Source organism: Clostridium sp. LS3, assembly GCF_055330225.1.
The window spans coordinates 2,101,121-2,116,998 of the sequence record NZ_CM143921.1; the positions used below are offsets into that span (position 1 = coordinate 2,101,121).

Genomic DNA, 15,878 nt, shown 5'->3' on the forward strand with positions numbered 1-15,878 from the left:
TTGTAATATACTCTTTAAAATTTTTATAAAAAAATTTATTTAATATTATATTGGATATAATTATGAATACAATGAAAATTACGGATAATACTACTCCATATTTACGCCTTATTGTTAGCATTACTTTCCTTTAACATATAACCCACTCCAAAAACGGTTTCTATGTTAACTTCCTTTTTTAACTTTTGACGTAATCTTGTTATATGTACATCTATAGTCCTTGTATCTCCAATAAAATCATATCCCCAAACTAAATTTAATAAATCATCTCTTGAATAAACTCTATTTTTGTTTTTGGCTAAAAATAATAAAAGATCAAATTCCTTTGGCTTAAGTTTTATTTCTTCGCCATTACATTCTACAATTCTACTCTGTTCAGAAATACTAATGTTGCCGCTAGAAATATTTTCTTTAGTATTATATTGATTTGCAATTTCTTTTTTTCTTCTTAAAGCTACTCTAATCCTTGTTATTACTTCCCTAATATCAAAAGGTTTTGTAATATAATCATCTGCGCCTAATTCAAGACCAAGAATCTTATCTGTAATATCAATTCTTGCTGTAAGCATAATTATAGGTATCTTATAATTTGAAATTTCTTTACAAATAGAAAATCCATCGATATCACCTAACATAATATCTAGCAATATTAAATCAGGCTTAAAAGTTTGTATATCATCTTCTACTCTTAAGCCATTATCATTTATCTTAACTGTGTACCCTTCTTTAGTTAATGAAAACATTAATATTTGGCTTATATCTTCATCATCTTCAATAATCAATATATTTTCTCTCAAAGTATCACCTCTTTTATTACCATTATATATTCTTTGTCACTTTTTTACTAGTTTTCTAATTATTATGATTTTATTAATGTTTTTAAATAACATTTCAATCCTTAATACCGTTAGATATTTTAACTCAATAAATTTTTCAAGTAAAAATGCACTATTATAGTATAAGAGTTTTATGGAACAAATTTCTAAATCATGCTAATATAAGACTAAACAATTAATGTAAAATTTTATTGTTCATTATTAGTATTATGAGCAAAGAATATTATAAAAGAAATGGAGAGAGAATTTTATGGAAATAAGAAAAGTTTTACAAGATGAAATAGATATTTTCTTTGAACTTATTGGTGAAGTTGAATATGATCTTTTTAATATAAAAAATGAAGAGCATATTAATTGGCTAAAAAAGAAAATTGATAGACTTTATTATAATGGAGCCGAGTTTTTCGGAGCATTTAGTGAAAATAATGAGATACTAGGTATTATTACTATATTAGTAGATGTACCACCAGAAGGAATTAATGATGGTTATAATAGTTGTGAAGTTATAGAAATGGGAATAAACAAAGGTATTAGAAATAAAGGATATGGGTCACAGTTATTAAAATATGCCGAAAACTATGCAAAAAATCAAAATGTTTATTGCATGTATATGCATACATATGCTGGTGATTACGATGTAATAGCATTCTATGGTAAGAATGGGTTTGTTCCAGCTGGTATTATACCAGATATATACGGACCTAAAAATGAAGGTATGTTATATATGAGAAAAATAATAAGATAGTAATACCCCTATATAAATTAGTTTTACTGAACAGTTTTAATATTTAGTGACATAACTTTGTATTAATGTGCATTAGTTTTTAGTAACTAATTATATAAATAGGAATTTGTTGAGAAGATTAGTTGTATTAGGTTTGGAGGTGAGTATAATAGAAATTAAAATTTATCCTTTTAATACACTTGGGGATTACTTTTCAGCTGATATAATGGCAATATATAATGGAAAATGGATATTTTGTATGCATAAAGAAAGAGATACATGGGAACATCCCAGTGGTCATATTGAACTTGGTGAAACACCGTTAGAGGCTGCAAAAAGAGAACTCTATGAAGAAACCGGAGCTGTTGAATTTATTATTGAACCATTATGTGATTATTATATAAACGGTATACAGAATGGTTGGCATTTCAAAGGAAATGGACAAGTGTATTTTGCAATTGTACAGAATATAGGTGATTTGCCAAATTACAGTGAGATGAGAAAAATAGGATTGTTCGATTGTTTGCCAGATAAATTAACTTATCCAATACTACGGGATTGTTTTTCTATTGCAGAGCGAAAGTGGCAATCAACAAAATGAGCATACTACAAAGCCCGACAACTTCCAATTTATCGAAGTGATTAAATAGAATTTAATGTGAACAATTTGATACTATTATTCGTTAAAGTAAGTCTTTTAAAATATTTTTGTCTATAAGAAGAAATAGGGTTTTAACAACCCTATTCTGCAAGATCATATTCCATAACAATTTCTCCTGGACCTATAACAAGTACAACATCTTCATTAGTTAGAAGTTTAGTAGCTGTTATATCATTAAGATTCAAGTCAGTATATAACTTTAAGTATTTAAGAGGTGATAATACTATTACTGTCATGTTATCTGAACTTATATTTCTAAATCTAGCATTAACTTTTTGTGAAATTTCAGATCTATGAATACCTTCTTTTAATACTTTAGTTTTAGTTTCTGCATGGGCTTTTGTAGTAATAAGAGAAATTGCTAATAATAATGTAAATATAAACTTTTTAATTTTAATCAACTCCTTTGTTATTAGTATGCATAGAATTAATAAAAATAAACTCAATAACTAGTGTTAAAGAGTTGTAAAATAAGCGCAGAAATGCAAATAAGATAGAAAAGAAAATGTGTTAATGAAATAAAAATTCTAAAGAATAATTTGAAATTATTGCGAACTAATTAATAAAAATGTTCTTTAAAAATTGAACAGTATGGTACTGGAAATATATGTTATAATAAATTCATAATAGTACTATTTTGTAAGGAGATTTGAAATGAATAAAAAGCTATATTTGAAATTAGGATTATTGTTACTATCTCTGTCACTTGTCTCATGTGGATAGAAAAATAATTCATCAGGAGAAGATAATTCTCCTAAATCAAGTACAAGCCAATCTGTTAGCAGCACTCAAAGTTCGGGAGAAAAAAATATACCTCAAAACAGTCAGCAAGACATTCAGCCAGATGCTCAACCAGATACTCAAGAATATTCAACTGAAAATGGAGTGTTCATTGTTACCAGTCGTAATACAGTACAAGACGTTTGTGAATTTGATTTAGCTGGAATTTATGTTACACCCAAAATCGAACCTTTAAATAATTCAGGAATATATTCTCATATTGATGTACAAAATAAAGATAATGTTTATATAGATGTAATTATAGATGTTAAGAATTTAAATAATGAAGCTAAATTGACAGGCGACTTAATTGCTGCAAAGATAAAAATTAAAAGTACTGAGTATACTTGTTTTTCTGTAGCAGAAAATTCTGATAATACTGATTTAGAAGGTAATGCTTCAATAAATCCATTAGAAACGAGGGAAATTCATTACGTAGCTGAGGTCCCTAAAACAGAAGTTACTGGTCAAATAGAGGTTACATTAACTATCAATGGGAAGAATTATAGTAATAAGTTTCTGTTAGAAGGTGTGATTTCTTAGAAAGAATATATATAAATTAGGAGAATACTAGAAAAAAGAAGGATTTGCACAATTAACTATTGAAAATGTATTTTTTACTGATAGACTTCAACCATCTTAATATATTACGAACATAAAATTAAATATTAATTAATGAAAATACCGTATTATTAAAATGAATATGCGGTATTTTTTAGTGCGTAATTCAAATATATTATGAACAATTTGAATTTATTGCGAATAAAAAATTGGGCAGGATAAAATGTTAACGGGTTTACTTCTGGGGTGCAAAAATCAATCTCATAGTATATTTTTAATGAGAATTCACGTTTTCTATAAATTAAAAGATATAATAATAACAATAATAAAATAATGAAAAGAGATATAAATTAATTGATAAACGATAAATTATGTGTTAAAATCATTTTATCATTAAATCAGTGAGGTGCTTTAAATGAATGTTAAACAAGGTTCAACCACTTTCTTAAAGGTAATTATTTTTCTACTTGGTATTGCGGTGCTTGCTTTGTGTATCTTTTGGTTACCTAGCCTAGCCATTAGAGAACCAAAAGCACATCCAGGGGACTACTCGCTATACCCCTTATTAGGATATGCGTATGGATGCTGTATTGCGTTTTCTGTTGCATTGTATCAAGCTTTTAAACTATTAATCTATATTGAAGGGAACAATGCTTTCTCCGAGTTATCACTTAAATCTTTGAAGGTCATAAAGAAATGTGGGTTAACAATCATCTTCTTCTTCGTGTTAGGGATAATAACCTTAAAGGTAATTTCTAAAATCTCAGGAGATGACCCAGCAGGTCCTATATCATTAAGTATAATGAGTATTTTAGCAACAAGTATCATCACCGCTATTGTGGACGTGCTTGAAAAATCATTAAAAAATCTTCTAGATACGAAACCAGAAAATGATTAACGTTTTGATGAAATTCAATTAGTGAGGTTATTTGCTTAGAGAATTACATTGATATTAATCATTTTTGGAGAGAGCATTGGAAGGACATTTACCATCAGAAGTAAGAATAAAAATTGAGAATATATTAAATTCGTAATTTTCTTATATTACGAACATAAAATTAAATATAAAAGAATAATTTCAAGATTTTAGATAAATTCCAATTTAGTAATTATTTAATATTAACCTTTATTGTAACGTTAAATAATTTTAGAGCTCCACACAACTATAATACTATCTATATAAAAAGACTGCCCTAACGGCAGTCTTAAATTACTCTCATTTAATTTTGATAAAATCTAAACTCTTTTTAATTATTTTAATCTAAGCCTAAACTTTTCTTTAGTTCATCTGTAACATCGTATGCACTATGCTTCATTGGTATTACATAATCATCATTTTCTCCATGTATAGGTGTCCATACTTGAGCATAGAAAGGATTCTTTTTAGCTATATCACCATAATGCCATTCATTTCTTAAACACTCTGGGCACCAATGTCCACCATGTAATACAGCATTTATTGAAAGCATAAATTCATGTCCATCTGCACATCTCCATTTAATTGGTGTATATATATCTAAAACTTCCTTTGCTAAGCACTCTCCCCCACGGAATTTTGCTGCTTTATTTAAATCCTCTATAGTTAAATTCTCTATACCTTTTTCTTCATCATAGCCATGATTTAAATAAGTTACCTCTTCACTTGGATTGAATAATTCATAGCCTTCCTCTATACTTTTAATAGCCTTTTGTTTTTCTCTTGATCCAAAGAAAGCATTAATCCAATCTTCCTCGTTATTTTCAAACATCCAATAAGTTCCCATTTCTTTATGACCTATTGCAATATTATTAGCTTTCATTTGCTCTACTGTTGGAAACATTGCTCTAACCATTGGATTTGCTGCCATAAGCTGCATTTCTTCTTTTACTGATGCCCAATATTGTTCAGCAGGAATACAACGGAAATGTAACATTTGGTCTAATTTATCTGCATCTGAATAATAATGACCATGGAAATTATATTGTGCCATCATTCTTATATCATACAAATCAGTAAACTTAATTCCAAATGCTCCAAGTTGCAAATCCATCAATTCCCAAGTAGCTAAGCGATATCCTTTTCCACTACTTAAATTATATGCCTTTCTCCAAAATTCTTCAGGAACCCAATCTTCACAAAGATTAGCCATACATATTCCTGATTCAATAGAAGTACTCCACTCTAATACATTATTTGGAGGCTGATGGAATACTATAGGTTCATCCTTAGCATTTTCATTACTTGGATGTTGTCCTGTTTGTCGTATTGATACCCAATGTTTCAACCCTGAATCAAAAAGTGCCATTTCTGAAAATACCTTTGACATTCCATAATAGTCAAAAATAGAAGGATTAATTGGATCACCAACTCTTCCCCAATGGATTGGTGATGTTCTTCCACCAGTCATTGCTACTGTTGCAACATATGCAAAATGTACTTTATCTGGATCAGGCTGTGCTTTAATAGCCTTTATTATATTTAAGGTTGAACCTATATTAGTGTAAAGTGTCTCTTTAGGATATTTATCAGCTGCTGGAGATACCATAGCCCCTATATGCAATACATAATCTGCACCAGTTACACCTTTTAAAATAGTATCGTAATCAGCCATATCACCCCAAATAACCTCTAAAGAAGGACATTCAAATTTTTTCATTATTTCTTTATTTTTTTCTGATGGTCTTGCAATAGCTCTTACTTTAAATCTGCTACTCCTTGAAAGCAATTGTTTTAAAGTTTCTTTTCCCATAATTCCTGTTCCACCAGTAACAAAAACTACTTTTTTAGGTTCTAATGCTTCTTCATGAACCTTAGGATCATCAAAAGTCATAGCTACATCAAATGCCTCTCTAGTAGCATTCAAAGCTTTTCTTGCCATTGCTGCATCTCCAACTGCAAAATATGCTACTCCATTTTCTCTACATGCATCTTCTAACTCTTTTCCATCTCTTGATTTTGATCCAACTGCCATAACAACATAGTCACAAGGATAAGATACTTTTTCTTCATTCTTAATTCCAATAACTTTTCCTTCTTTTATTTCTGTTACTTTTACTTCTGTTATAGGAGTAATACCTGAAGCATATATATTTTCTGTTACACATATTTTTCTTGTAGTTCCCATATCTTGGCAGAAGTCTTTAAGCATCTCTAAAACAGTTACTTTTCCACCTTGTGATGCAAGGTATTCTGCAACTTCCATTCCAACTAATCCACCACCAATTACAACAATGTTCCCTGAAGCTTTTTCTTTTCCATTAAGAACATCATGAGAGTTTAATACAAATGGTAACTTAGCTCCTGTAATATTAGGAATAATAGGTTCTGCCCCAATGGCATTAATAAGTGTGTGAGGTTTTATTTCTTCAATAATACCCTTTGTAAATTTAGTATTTAATCTTATTTCTACACCTAATCTTTCTGCTTTCTTAGCCATACTTTCAGCTGCTATCTTCATTTCTTCTTTTCTTGGCGCTTCCCCTGCAGTTAAAAATTGTCCTCCTAATTTTCCTGTTGATTCACATATTATTGGATCATGTCCACGCATTTTTAATATTATAGCAGCTTCTAAACCAGCTATTCCTCCACCAGCAATCAATACTGTTTCTGCTTTTTCAGCTTTAGTTATTCTACATATTCCTTCCCTACCAAGGGCTGGATTTCTAAGACATGTAATATGTTCTGCATCCACATTTTCACAGCAATCGTAACAACCTTGATTACAGCCTACACAATAATCAATATCTTCAATATTTCCTAAACGTGATTTTTCACAAAAATAAGGATCTGCTAATTGAGCACGTCCCATTACTACCATATCAACTTTATCATCTTCTAAAATTTGTTCTGCTAATTCTGCAGTATTTATTCTACCTACACCAACTGTAAGCATACCTGTTTCTTTTCGAATTCTTGCTGCATTTTCAATGTTGAATCCTCTAGGTAAATCTATTGGAGGAACTTCATATTTTAATCCAGCTGTTAAGATATTTCCTCTTGAAATATCAAGTACATCTACACCAGCATCCTTTGCAAGATTACAGAATTTAATGACCTCTTCTATTGTAAGTCCATTTTCTAAATAATCATCATGAGCATCTATACGCATAAATATTGGCATAGTATCTGGAACATTGTCTCTTACTGCTTTAATTACTTCTAATGGAAATTTTGCTCGATTTTCAAAAGAACCACCATAATCATCAGTTCTCCTATTTATTCCACCTGAAAGAAATGAATGAGGAAGATAATTATGTCCTGCATGTATTTCAATGCAATCAAATCCTGCCTCGTAAGCTCTCTTTGCTGCTGCCCCATAACTTGCTACTACCTCTTTAATTTCCTCTATAGTTATCCCTGGTAATATAACCTCTGCACTTACTGGCATATCACTAGCTACTAGTATTTGCGCAGTTTTGTCACTACCAACAGCTAGGCTACCTTGCCATAATTGAATTCCAGCTTTACCGCTAGCTTCATGAATAGCATCTGTCAGTTTCCTAAATCCAGGAATATATTTATCATCACATATTGCTAAATATCTTCTTGGTGCACTCTTTGCATGGACACTTGTGACTTCAACCATACTAAGACCTGTTCCACCTTTAACTCTTTCTACATGATATTGAATTAACTGATCATTTACCATTCTAGAGTTTCCAGCAAACTTTGTTCCCATAGCAGGAAAAATAATACGATTTTTCAGTTCCATTCCTCTAATTTTAATTGGTGAAAATAACTTATTAAACATACTAATACCTCCTTACCTTAGCCATCCAAAAATAAATAATAAGTCAAAGATGTGAAGGAAATTTTGAGTTAGACAAGGAAACAGCTTCCACATATAGCAGAGCTATCTAAGGGTTCTGTTGACGCAGTATAACACAAAATAGACGAGCATACTGACTTATTTATTTTTTGAAGATGTCTTATATAAAAATTCTACAGTATAACGTTTATGGATAGTCAATAAGTTAATTTACTAAAGTAATATTCCCACCAAATACTGGTATGTATAAGTTTCCCACCATGGTATAATATTTTTGTAACCTATTTATTAATAATTAGAATAAAAACTGTACATTAAGGTAACAGTTTACTTGGGGAGATTTTGTATGAAAATAAATGAAGTGGTAAAAAAAACTGGTCTTAACAAAAGAACTATTCATTACTACATAGAAGAAAATTTAATTACTCCGGAAGTTAATTTAACTAATGGTTATTATATTTTTTCAATAGATGATATTAATAAATTAAAAACTATAAAACAATTACGGTTAGCTAAATTTTCTATCTCTGATATTCGTTGCATATTGAAATATCCTAATACAATTCATTTTTATCTCCAAAGACAAACTGAAAAGTTAGAAGAAGAGTATGTTTTGCTTGGTAAAAAGATTGAATGCTTAAAGACTTTAAATAATAAATTACCCTTATTTGTTTCTTATGATGACTTAAGTAATCACATTGAAAATATTATTTTTCCAACACAAAAACCTACTTTAAATATTTCAAATAATTTAAATGATTCTAAATTAATTTCATTATATTTGTGGGGTAATTTTTTATATGATCTTCCAATGACTGAGTATCGTCAGTTTTTATGGGATAAAACTCTTAAAACAATGGCTAATATTAATGATTCAAATATTCTTTTATTAAAAAAGTATCTATATTCCCTTTCGGCCTCTGAAATAGATAAGGAATTTACAAAACGTAATATTCATATAAATGAGGTATGTAGTATAAATAAATCTGATTATGAAAAATACGTAAATAAAATGAAATTGCAATTATATGAGATATTAAAAGAACCTCAGCATCAACTTCAATGGAAAAATGCTTATTATTCTTACTTTTTACCTAGTATTTGTATTTTTGATTCTAAAGTTAATCAGTTAATGACTGAATTAAGTCCTCGCTTTTCAACTTATAGTGAAAATATACATGAGTGTTGCGAGCTATTATATCAATGGCTATATACAGAAAAGGGAAATTCATTAAGAATAGAACTTAATGATAGGCTTAATAATTATATTAATATAAAAGACTATCATCATGGTCAGCTAGCAGCATTAGCTAATTTTAGTAGTTTATAATAAAATAGTGGACATATGTAAACTGAAGGTAAGGAAAGTATAAACTAAATCTACTTTTCCACATTTAATTACTAAAAGCCTTATATAATCACATTTTAAAAGCTTTAAACCTTTATAATTTCCTAAACGTTAAGAAAGCTTTAGATAATATTTTACCTAAAGCTTTTTGTTATTGTTCATTTTCTATTACTTTTCTAAGTTTTGTAGATACTATTATCTTGAAAATATCCAGTTCTCTTTATTCCATCTGGAAAGCTATCCCATAAAAAATAACCAACTTGTTCTGGGTCATATATATGTGAAATTTCTATCTTTAAATGTAATAGTTCTGCTATCGCACTTTTTCCACTACCAAAAGTACCATTTATCCATATAATCATTTTCTACATCATAAATTTAAACAATCTTATTGATAAATTGGAATTTATCTAAAATCTTGAAATTATTCTTTTATATTTATTATCAGAATCTTCTACTATTTTAATCTTATTATTTTCTATCCTATATTCAATTCTTGATGCATACCACCAGTCTTTAATTCCTAATTGATAACAATCGAGAATATCTCCAATTAATCTAGCTTCTTTTATAGGCTGATATCCAAGATGTTTATAAATCAAATTGTCATAAAAGTTTTCGCCAACTCCTATTAGCTGTCCATTTACTACTATCCTTAAAGGACTTTCAAAGAACAAATTCTCCTAGTTAGTTCGCAATAAATTCAAATTGTTCATAATATATTTGGATTGTGCAATAAAAAATCGCAAATTCAATCTCTTGAATAATGCGATTTTTTACGTTTATTATTATAGTAAAATAGTTCCCTTTGCCAAAATAGCTACCTCTCCAGACACTAATATTTCTTTTTCAGAAATGCTCATAGAAACCTTAATTTTACTAGGTCTGCCGACAAATCTTCCTTGATTTATTATAATCTCATGACCTACATTAAAAATATTATGCTTATATAAATATGCACCTAATGGTCCAGCTGCACTTCCTGTTGCAACATCCTCAACGTTTCCTTGATTATCCCAGGTCCGTCCTTCTATATAATTCACATCAAATATATAAGCAAATTTAGCACCTACTTCTTTTAACATTTCTTCAAATTTAGAACTAATTATTTTTGCATTCTCTATTCCTGAAGTTAATGGTACTAATAAGTATGGTAATCCTGTTGATACAACTTCCATAGGAAATTCTTCGCTTAAATTCTCTTCTGACAAGTTCAATGCATGTACATATTTATTTCTCTTCTCTTTTGAAACTTCACAGAGGAATTCCGCTTTTCCTTGATTCATTTGTACTTCATAATACTCATCTATCTTTTTTGAATTAACTATAATTGTTTTTTGATTTAATTGAAATGTAATTGCTATATCTTCTTCATTTCTAAAAATATGACGATGAATAGTAGCAGCTGCTCCCAAAATAGGATGCCCCGCAAAATCCAATTCTTCATCTACTGTAAAAATTCTTGCATTAAATATACTATCATCTATTCTTCTCACAAAAATTGTTTCAAATTGCTTAAACTCTTGTGTTAATTTCAACATAAGATTATCTTCTAATTCCTCATTACAAAAAACAACAGTTAATCCATTGCCAGATAAAATTTCATTGCTAAAAACATCAACATGAAAATATTCCATTTTAATTCCTCCTTATATAAAAAATATAATTAACATTTATTTTACCTAAAATTATAACATATAGTGTAAATACCGCATTATTTAATTTTCAAAGAACATCTTTATCATTTACTACGCAAAATTTTCAAATTATTCACATTAAATTCTATTTAATCACTTCGATAAATTGGAATTTAGCTATGGATTGCTTTAATATATCGTGTATTTTTTATAATCAAATCTGATTTCCACCAATTCTTGCTAATGTTCCACTGTTCAGGATAATCTGTCCATGACCATGTAATACCCCATGTACCATCTGATTCTTGAGTATTTAAAATAAACTCACATTCATAATCACATATTTCTTTATTATCCATATAGAAATCACTTGTTTTAGTGCCTATGAATAAAGATGGTTTACATACGTAGTCAACTGCCCACTTTGATGTGTCGTATGTTATAACATGTTGAATCTGTTCGTGTAGTAAAGTACTGAATTCCTCTATATTCAAAAGATCATTCATTGAGCTTTCTTTTATATACTCATACAATTCAACAAAGCAAGAAACAGTGTGCATAGATTCCATAGGAAAATGTAACTTAAAATAACTATATGCTTCTTTAGCAAGAACACAGGCCAATTCAAAAAGTTTGCTATTTTTATCTTCAAATTTCAATATAAAACCAATAAGGCATGCTGTAGGATTATATGATGTTTCCTGATGAGGCACGAAACTCCACCATGGTGCATGAGGATAATCATTGTTGGTAGCCACTGTATTTGACCATGTATGTCCATCAAAATCCTTTCCTAATGACAAGTAATTTAATACTCCTTGTATAATTGGGTGATTTTTATCATTCAGATTTATCTCTCTAATGATTTCCGTAGCAACCCATGTTTGCACTGGAGATGAATTAGGATTCCAACAATCTGGCTCAAGTGCATTCCCAAAGCCTCCATCCTCATTTTGGTATGCAATTAATGCTGTCAGAACATCTTCCTTGCTCCCGTTTTCAAACAGGTATCTCCATCTTGCTATATCAAGTGGTCTAGCATTCTTATAAATAAAGTTTCTAGCCTGTTCATAGTACATAATCAAACCTCCATTTAGTTTCTATGATAAATTCCTATCTTCTAATCTAATCTACATATTGGAATTTGTTAATCAACATGCTTTCGTAACCAATGCCTGAATACATTCAACTGTTCTTCTGTATGAAAGTAATGTTCTCCTGAGTCTATGACTTCTAATCTACAACAGTATTTTTTAACAAAATAATTAATAGTTTCAAATTCACACAATTCATCCTTTGCTCCATACATAATATCTGTATCTGTATTCCATGTATTAATAGGATGTTGTTTTACATAACAGAAGTAATCCCAATACAGCTTTTGACCAATGGGTGTTTCTATAGTCATTTCCTTTTGCAAACGTTCTGGTGTTACATTAAACCATATCATCATATTTTCAATAATTCTTTCCATATTAACTACTGGTGATAAAAATAATGCCTTTCTCAAGATATCATTTTTATACGCTAAAAGACTAAAATAAGCTCCCATACTACATGCAAACAAACTCACTTCTTTCCAATGTTCTTTTGCATAGTTCATAATTATAGATAAATCACTAACGCAAAACTGTACTTTGCAAGGAGTACTATCACTTTTTCTTTCACCATGTTCTGGTAAATCAAAACTTAGCACTTGATAACCTTTTTGACGTGCTTCTTCAGCTAAAATTTGAATCACAACATCTTCCTTGTTTGACATATTTCCATGTACTGCAATAAAAAGTTTTTCACTCTTTTCTCCCCACAAAACTGCAGGAATATTACTAATATTAAATTTATTTTTAAACATATTTCCTCCATAATTTATAGAGGTACAACCCTCCATAAAAGCTCTTTATTTTTCTTGTTTATCATAATAAAATCCTCCTTTCTCAGTTAATTCTATATAAAGTCTGTTAACTGCAAATTTACTATTTATAATACTCAACCTTAAATTGGAATTTATACTTCAATCATAGATATAAAATTCAAAACCATCTTCTGGTTCCCCAACTTGAAAACCTAATAATTCAGAAGCTCTACTTTTAAACAATTCAAACCATGAGTTCCATTCTTCTTGAGGTAATTTAGCATAGAGTTGTAGTCCGCTAGGCTCAACAGATGCTTCTATCAGCTTCCCATCATTGCCATACCATTGTGGACAGCCATTCACAAACCCATTCCAAAATGGCATTTCAAAATATAACTCATTCAATTTATCCCATATTTCAACTGGCGCAGTATAATGTATATTCAAATTATGATTATGTATATTCATTGTCATCCTCCTCTTCAAATTTCTATTTTTCTTATTTATATCATCTTCTAAAGAGTAACAACTGTTATTATATTAAAATAATAACAGTTGTTGTTTTGCTTATAATATATTACATTACTTTAATTATCTAAATTTTCTTTTTAAATTTAATTCTATTCACCGAACCCATCATATTCATAATAAATACTTGCATCTCTTTCAGTACTTCTATTTAATATAAAATATGGTAGAGTATCATTAAAAATGAAGTCGTTAAGTATTAATGCATTTTTATATCTATCCATTCTTAAAACTAAATTTCCATCTACTTCCTCATCTACACAAAGTTCTGGTGCTGGTATGCTAAGTTGTTCCGTATCTAAACTTGGGAATTTAAAAATAGTATATGCCATATTTAAACATTCAACAAGCTCCATATTAGTTCTAAGATAATCTAACATCTTATTTGCTATCCCAAAATACTTGATAGAATTAGTATTCTGTAGCTTTTCAGCAACTTTTAAAAGTACTTCTCTTTGTCTTTCAGCCCTTTCAAAATCATCTCCAACACCTTTTCTTATTCTTGCATAAGATAAAGCTTGTTTACCATTTAAGGTTTGAAGCCCTGGTTTTTCTACTGAACAATTATTTCCGCCAGTATCAATGCCTATGTACTTGTTTAATTCGTGTAATTGATATTGTTGAACGTCAATATCTATTCCACCTATTTGATCAATTATAGCTTCAAAACCTACAAAATTTATCATTGCATATTTTTCTATATTTAAATCATAATTATATCTTATGGTATCCATTACAAGTTCTGGCCCGCCTAAACTAAATGATGCATTCATCTTATCTTCCCCATAGCCTGGAATATATACTAATGCATCTCTATATAGAGATGTTAATTTCACTTTTTTATTATTACTATCTAAAGTTGCAATAATCATGGAATCTGATCTTTGATCTCCTGAATCAAAATTTATTCCATCAGCACCGATTAATAATACATTGGTAATTCCATCAACTTCCTTATAGTCAATAGTTTCTTCCTTTGGTTTAACAGGAGTTTCTACATCTGTTACCACTGTAGGTTTATTTTTTCTATATATCTTGCCTCTAACATATAAGTATCCTGACCCAATTAATATTAAACAAACCATAAATAACGAAAAAACAATGATAAAAATTTGTTTAGATTTATTTTTAATTTGTTTACTATTTTTATTTTTCATCATATCACCCTTCAATAATCCCCTTCATAATTTGGCTTAGAATCACTATTTTCTGTCTTGACTGGAGAAGTTACTCCTTATATTTACAATTAATTATACTACAAAATATGGTAAATTAAAATAATACTACAGTAATATAATATTGAGAATAAAAAATAGTCTTAAGGTATTTGAAAGGAGTTACTCCCCAATAAATTCATATTTATCTAAATAATATTAAAGCAATCTTTACTTCACAGTTTTTTACTGTTATGCCGCACCATTAAAAAAATGTACATTATTAAATTAACTAAAGATTAGGCTCATAACCTCATGCTTTATAGTAATCCAAAATGCTTTTCAATGATTTCAAATGTTTTTGCAACAGTACTATCCTTTGTCCTCTCAACTATTAAGAAATTACTACCTTCCATCAATTCCTTTTCTTTAATATTTGTCAATTCAAGCGATTGAAATATTCGTTCAAAATAGGTATCTGCCAGTTTTTGCGTTTTTACAAATTCATAAAACTCCCTTTTTTCTGGTCTGTTAAAATATATTTCTCTAATTAACTGCTTGTCAGCTGTGAGAAACACTATTTGATTGTAATCAACAATACCTTCGAGATAATCAGGTGTAAACAAAACATCTGCAACTACCTTCTGATTTTCTGACAGTTTTATTAGGTCAATTAGCACCATTTTGCTTTGTTCTTTTAGAGAATTGATACTCCATCTCGCTTGTTCTTCAATAGGTCTCATCCATTGTTCATGAAAATTTTTCCCATGATAACACATGTCAGGCTGATGTTCTTCCTGTGCAATAGGTCTATGCTCAGAGTAATGCTTATCCATATCATACAAATAGAAACCATACTTTTCTGAAAGCATTTTTGACATTGTTGTTTTTCCGCCACAAGCAGTTCCACAAATAAAATATACATTTTTTAAATTATGTTTAATTATATTGTTTTCTATATTCATTTTCTCCTTTTTGAGTACATAAACTAACTAATTGAAATTAATTATCAACATTTTTTTTATTATTTAAAAAGTAACACCACATAG

The 15,878-nt window shown here is 29.2% G+C and carries 16 protein-coding genes; 5 read left to right on the forward strand and 11 right to left on the reverse strand.

Annotation, left to right across the window (positions count from 1 at the left end; translation table 11 throughout):
• Positions 1 to 101: 101 nt before the first annotated feature.
• Complete coding sequence (locus ACZJV1_RS09730) at positions 102 to 797, reverse strand: response regulator transcription factor (RefSeq protein ID WP_463649998.1); 696 nt, start codon at positions 795 to 797, stop codon at positions 102 to 104.
• A gap of 289 nt (positions 798 to 1,086) precedes the next feature.
• On the opposite strand from ACZJV1_RS09730, the gene ACZJV1_RS09735 reads away from it, so the two are divergent.
• Positions 1,087 to 1,581, forward strand: a complete 495-nt coding sequence (locus ACZJV1_RS09735; RefSeq protein ID WP_463649999.1) for a GNAT family N-acetyltransferase — start codon at positions 1,087 to 1,089, stop codon at positions 1,579 to 1,581.
• A gap of 109 nt (positions 1,582 to 1,690) precedes the next feature.
• Positions 1,691 to 2,161 carry an NUDIX hydrolase gene (locus tag ACZJV1_RS09740; RefSeq protein ID WP_463650000.1) on the forward strand — a complete coding sequence of 157 codons (471 nt, stop codon included), beginning with the start codon at positions 1,691 to 1,693 and terminating at the stop codon, positions 2,159 to 2,161.
• 140 nt (positions 2,162 to 2,301) lie between these two features.
• Here ACZJV1_RS09740 and ACZJV1_RS09745 read toward each other — a convergent pair whose 3' ends face one another.
• On the reverse strand, positions 2,302 to 2,622 hold the full coding sequence (locus ACZJV1_RS09745) for a hypothetical protein (protein WP_463650001.1): 321 nt from the start codon (positions 2,620 to 2,622) through the stop codon (positions 2,302 to 2,304).
• Positions 2,623 to 3,106: 484 nt separating this feature from the next.
• Between ACZJV1_RS09745 and ACZJV1_RS09750 the strand changes: the two genes are divergently transcribed.
• Together ACZJV1_RS09750 and ACZJV1_RS09755 are read left to right on the forward strand one after the other, a co-directional pair.
• A complete protein-coding gene (locus ACZJV1_RS09750) occupies positions 3,107 to 3,544 on the forward strand; it encodes a hypothetical protein (protein ID WP_463650002.1) in 438 nt (145 codons plus the stop codon).
• A gap of 433 nt (positions 3,545 to 3,977) precedes the next feature.
• On the forward strand, positions 3,978 to 4,460 hold the full coding sequence (locus ACZJV1_RS09755) for a DUF2975 domain-containing protein (RefSeq protein WP_463650003.1): 483 nt from the start codon (positions 3,978 to 3,980) through the stop codon (positions 4,458 to 4,460).
• Positions 4,461 to 4,818: 358 nt separating this feature from the next.
• Here the strand turns inward: ACZJV1_RS09755 and baiCD are convergent, their stop codons facing one another.
• The gene (gene baiCD / locus ACZJV1_RS09760) at positions 4,819 to 8,292 is read right to left on the reverse strand and encodes a bile acid Fe-S flavoenzyme BaiCD (protein ID WP_463650004.1); all 3,474 of its coding nucleotides are present in this window, start codon (positions 8,290 to 8,292) and stop codon (positions 4,819 to 4,821) included.
• Between the two features lie 364 nt (positions 8,293 to 8,656).
• Between baiCD and ACZJV1_RS09765 the strand changes: the two genes are divergently transcribed.
• On the forward strand, positions 8,657 to 9,640 hold the full coding sequence (locus ACZJV1_RS09765) for a MerR family transcriptional regulator (RefSeq protein WP_463650005.1): 984 nt from the start codon (positions 8,657 to 8,659) through the stop codon (positions 9,638 to 9,640).
• A gap of 194 nt (positions 9,641 to 9,834) precedes the next feature.
• Here ACZJV1_RS09765 and ACZJV1_RS09770 read toward each other — a convergent pair whose 3' ends face one another.
• The 8 genes from ACZJV1_RS09770 to ACZJV1_RS09805 all read right to left on the reverse strand — a co-directional run bounded on the left by ACZJV1_RS09770 (position 9,835) and on the right by ACZJV1_RS09805 (position 15,794).
• Complete coding sequence (locus ACZJV1_RS09770; protein WP_463650006.1) at positions 9,835 to 10,020, reverse strand: hypothetical protein; 186 nt, start codon at positions 10,018 to 10,020, stop codon at positions 9,835 to 9,837.
• A 48-nt stretch (positions 10,021 to 10,068) separates the two neighbouring features.
• Positions 10,069 to 10,335: a DUF3658 domain-containing protein gene (locus ACZJV1_RS09775; protein WP_463650007.1), complete on the reverse strand. Its 267-nt coding sequence runs from the start codon at positions 10,333 to 10,335 to the stop codon at positions 10,069 to 10,071.
• 111 nt (positions 10,336 to 10,446) lie between these two features.
• The gene (locus ACZJV1_RS09780) at positions 10,447 to 11,295 is read right to left on the reverse strand and encodes a PhzF family phenazine biosynthesis protein (protein WP_463650008.1); all 849 of its coding nucleotides are present in this window, start codon (positions 11,293 to 11,295) and stop codon (positions 10,447 to 10,449) included.
• Between the two features lie 173 nt (positions 11,296 to 11,468).
• On the reverse strand, positions 11,469 to 12,374 hold the full coding sequence (locus ACZJV1_RS09785; RefSeq protein WP_463650009.1) for a hypothetical protein: 906 nt from the start codon (positions 12,372 to 12,374) through the stop codon (positions 11,469 to 11,471).
• Positions 12,375 to 12,442: 68 nt separating this feature from the next.
• Entirely contained in the window at positions 12,443 to 13,147 is a 705-nt protein-coding gene (locus ACZJV1_RS09790; RefSeq protein ID WP_463652156.1) for an alpha/beta hydrolase, read from the reverse strand.
• 159 nt (positions 13,148 to 13,306) lie between these two features.
• Complete coding sequence (locus tag ACZJV1_RS09795; RefSeq protein ID WP_463652157.1) at positions 13,307 to 13,615, reverse strand: hypothetical protein; 309 nt, start codon at positions 13,613 to 13,615, stop codon at positions 13,307 to 13,309.
• Between the two features lie 152 nt (positions 13,616 to 13,767).
• Complete coding sequence (locus tag ACZJV1_RS09800) at positions 13,768 to 14,835, reverse strand: LCP family protein (protein ID WP_463650010.1); 1,068 nt, start codon at positions 14,833 to 14,835, stop codon at positions 13,768 to 13,770.
• 314 nt (positions 14,836 to 15,149) lie between these two features.
• Positions 15,150 to 15,794, reverse strand: a complete 645-nt coding sequence (locus tag ACZJV1_RS09805; RefSeq protein WP_463650011.1) for a DEAD/DEAH box helicase family protein — start codon at positions 15,792 to 15,794, stop codon at positions 15,150 to 15,152.
• Between the last annotated feature and the right edge of the window lie 84 nt (positions 15,795 to 15,878).

Excerpts from the sequence above, each read along its gene's own strand:
- ACZJV1_RS09790 (WP_463652156.1), bottom strand. The coding sequence starts at position 13,147 with ATGTTTAAAAATAAATTTAATATTAGTAATATTCCTGCAGTTTTGTGG.
- ACZJV1_RS09770 (WP_463650006.1), bottom strand. The coding sequence starts at position 10,020 with ATGATTATATGGATAAATGGTACTTTTGGTAGTGGAAAAAGTGCGATA.
- ACZJV1_RS09805 (WP_463650011.1), bottom strand. The coding sequence starts at position 15,794 with ATGAATATAGAAAACAATATAATTAAACATAATTTAAAAAATGTATAT.
- ACZJV1_RS09755 (WP_463650003.1), top strand. The coding sequence starts at position 3,978 with ATGAATGTTAAACAAGGTTCAACCACTTTCTTAAAGGTAATTATTTTT.
- ACZJV1_RS09785 (WP_463650009.1), bottom strand. The coding sequence starts at position 12,374 with ATGTACTATGAACAGGCTAGAAACTTTATTTATAAGAATGCTAGACCA.
- ACZJV1_RS09780 (WP_463650008.1), bottom strand. The coding sequence starts at position 11,295 with ATGGAATATTTTCATGTTGATGTTTTTAGCAATGAAATTTTATCTGGC.
- ACZJV1_RS09800 (WP_463650010.1), bottom strand. The coding sequence starts at position 14,835 with ATGATGAAAAATAAAAATAGTAAACAAATTAAAAATAAATCTAAACAA.
- ACZJV1_RS09795 (WP_463652157.1), bottom strand. The coding sequence starts at position 13,615 with ATGAATATACATAATCATAATTTGAATATACATTATACTGCGCCAGTT.
- ACZJV1_RS09735 (WP_463649999.1), top strand. The coding sequence starts at position 1,087 with ATGGAAATAAGAAAAGTTTTACAAGATGAAATAGATATTTTCTTTGAA.
- ACZJV1_RS09765 (WP_463650005.1), top strand. The coding sequence starts at position 8,657 with ATGAAAATAAATGAAGTGGTAAAAAAAACTGGTCTTAACAAAAGAACT.
- baiCD (WP_463650004.1), bottom strand. The coding sequence starts at position 8,292 with ATGTTTAATAAGTTATTTTCACCAATTAAAATTAGAGGAATGGAACTG.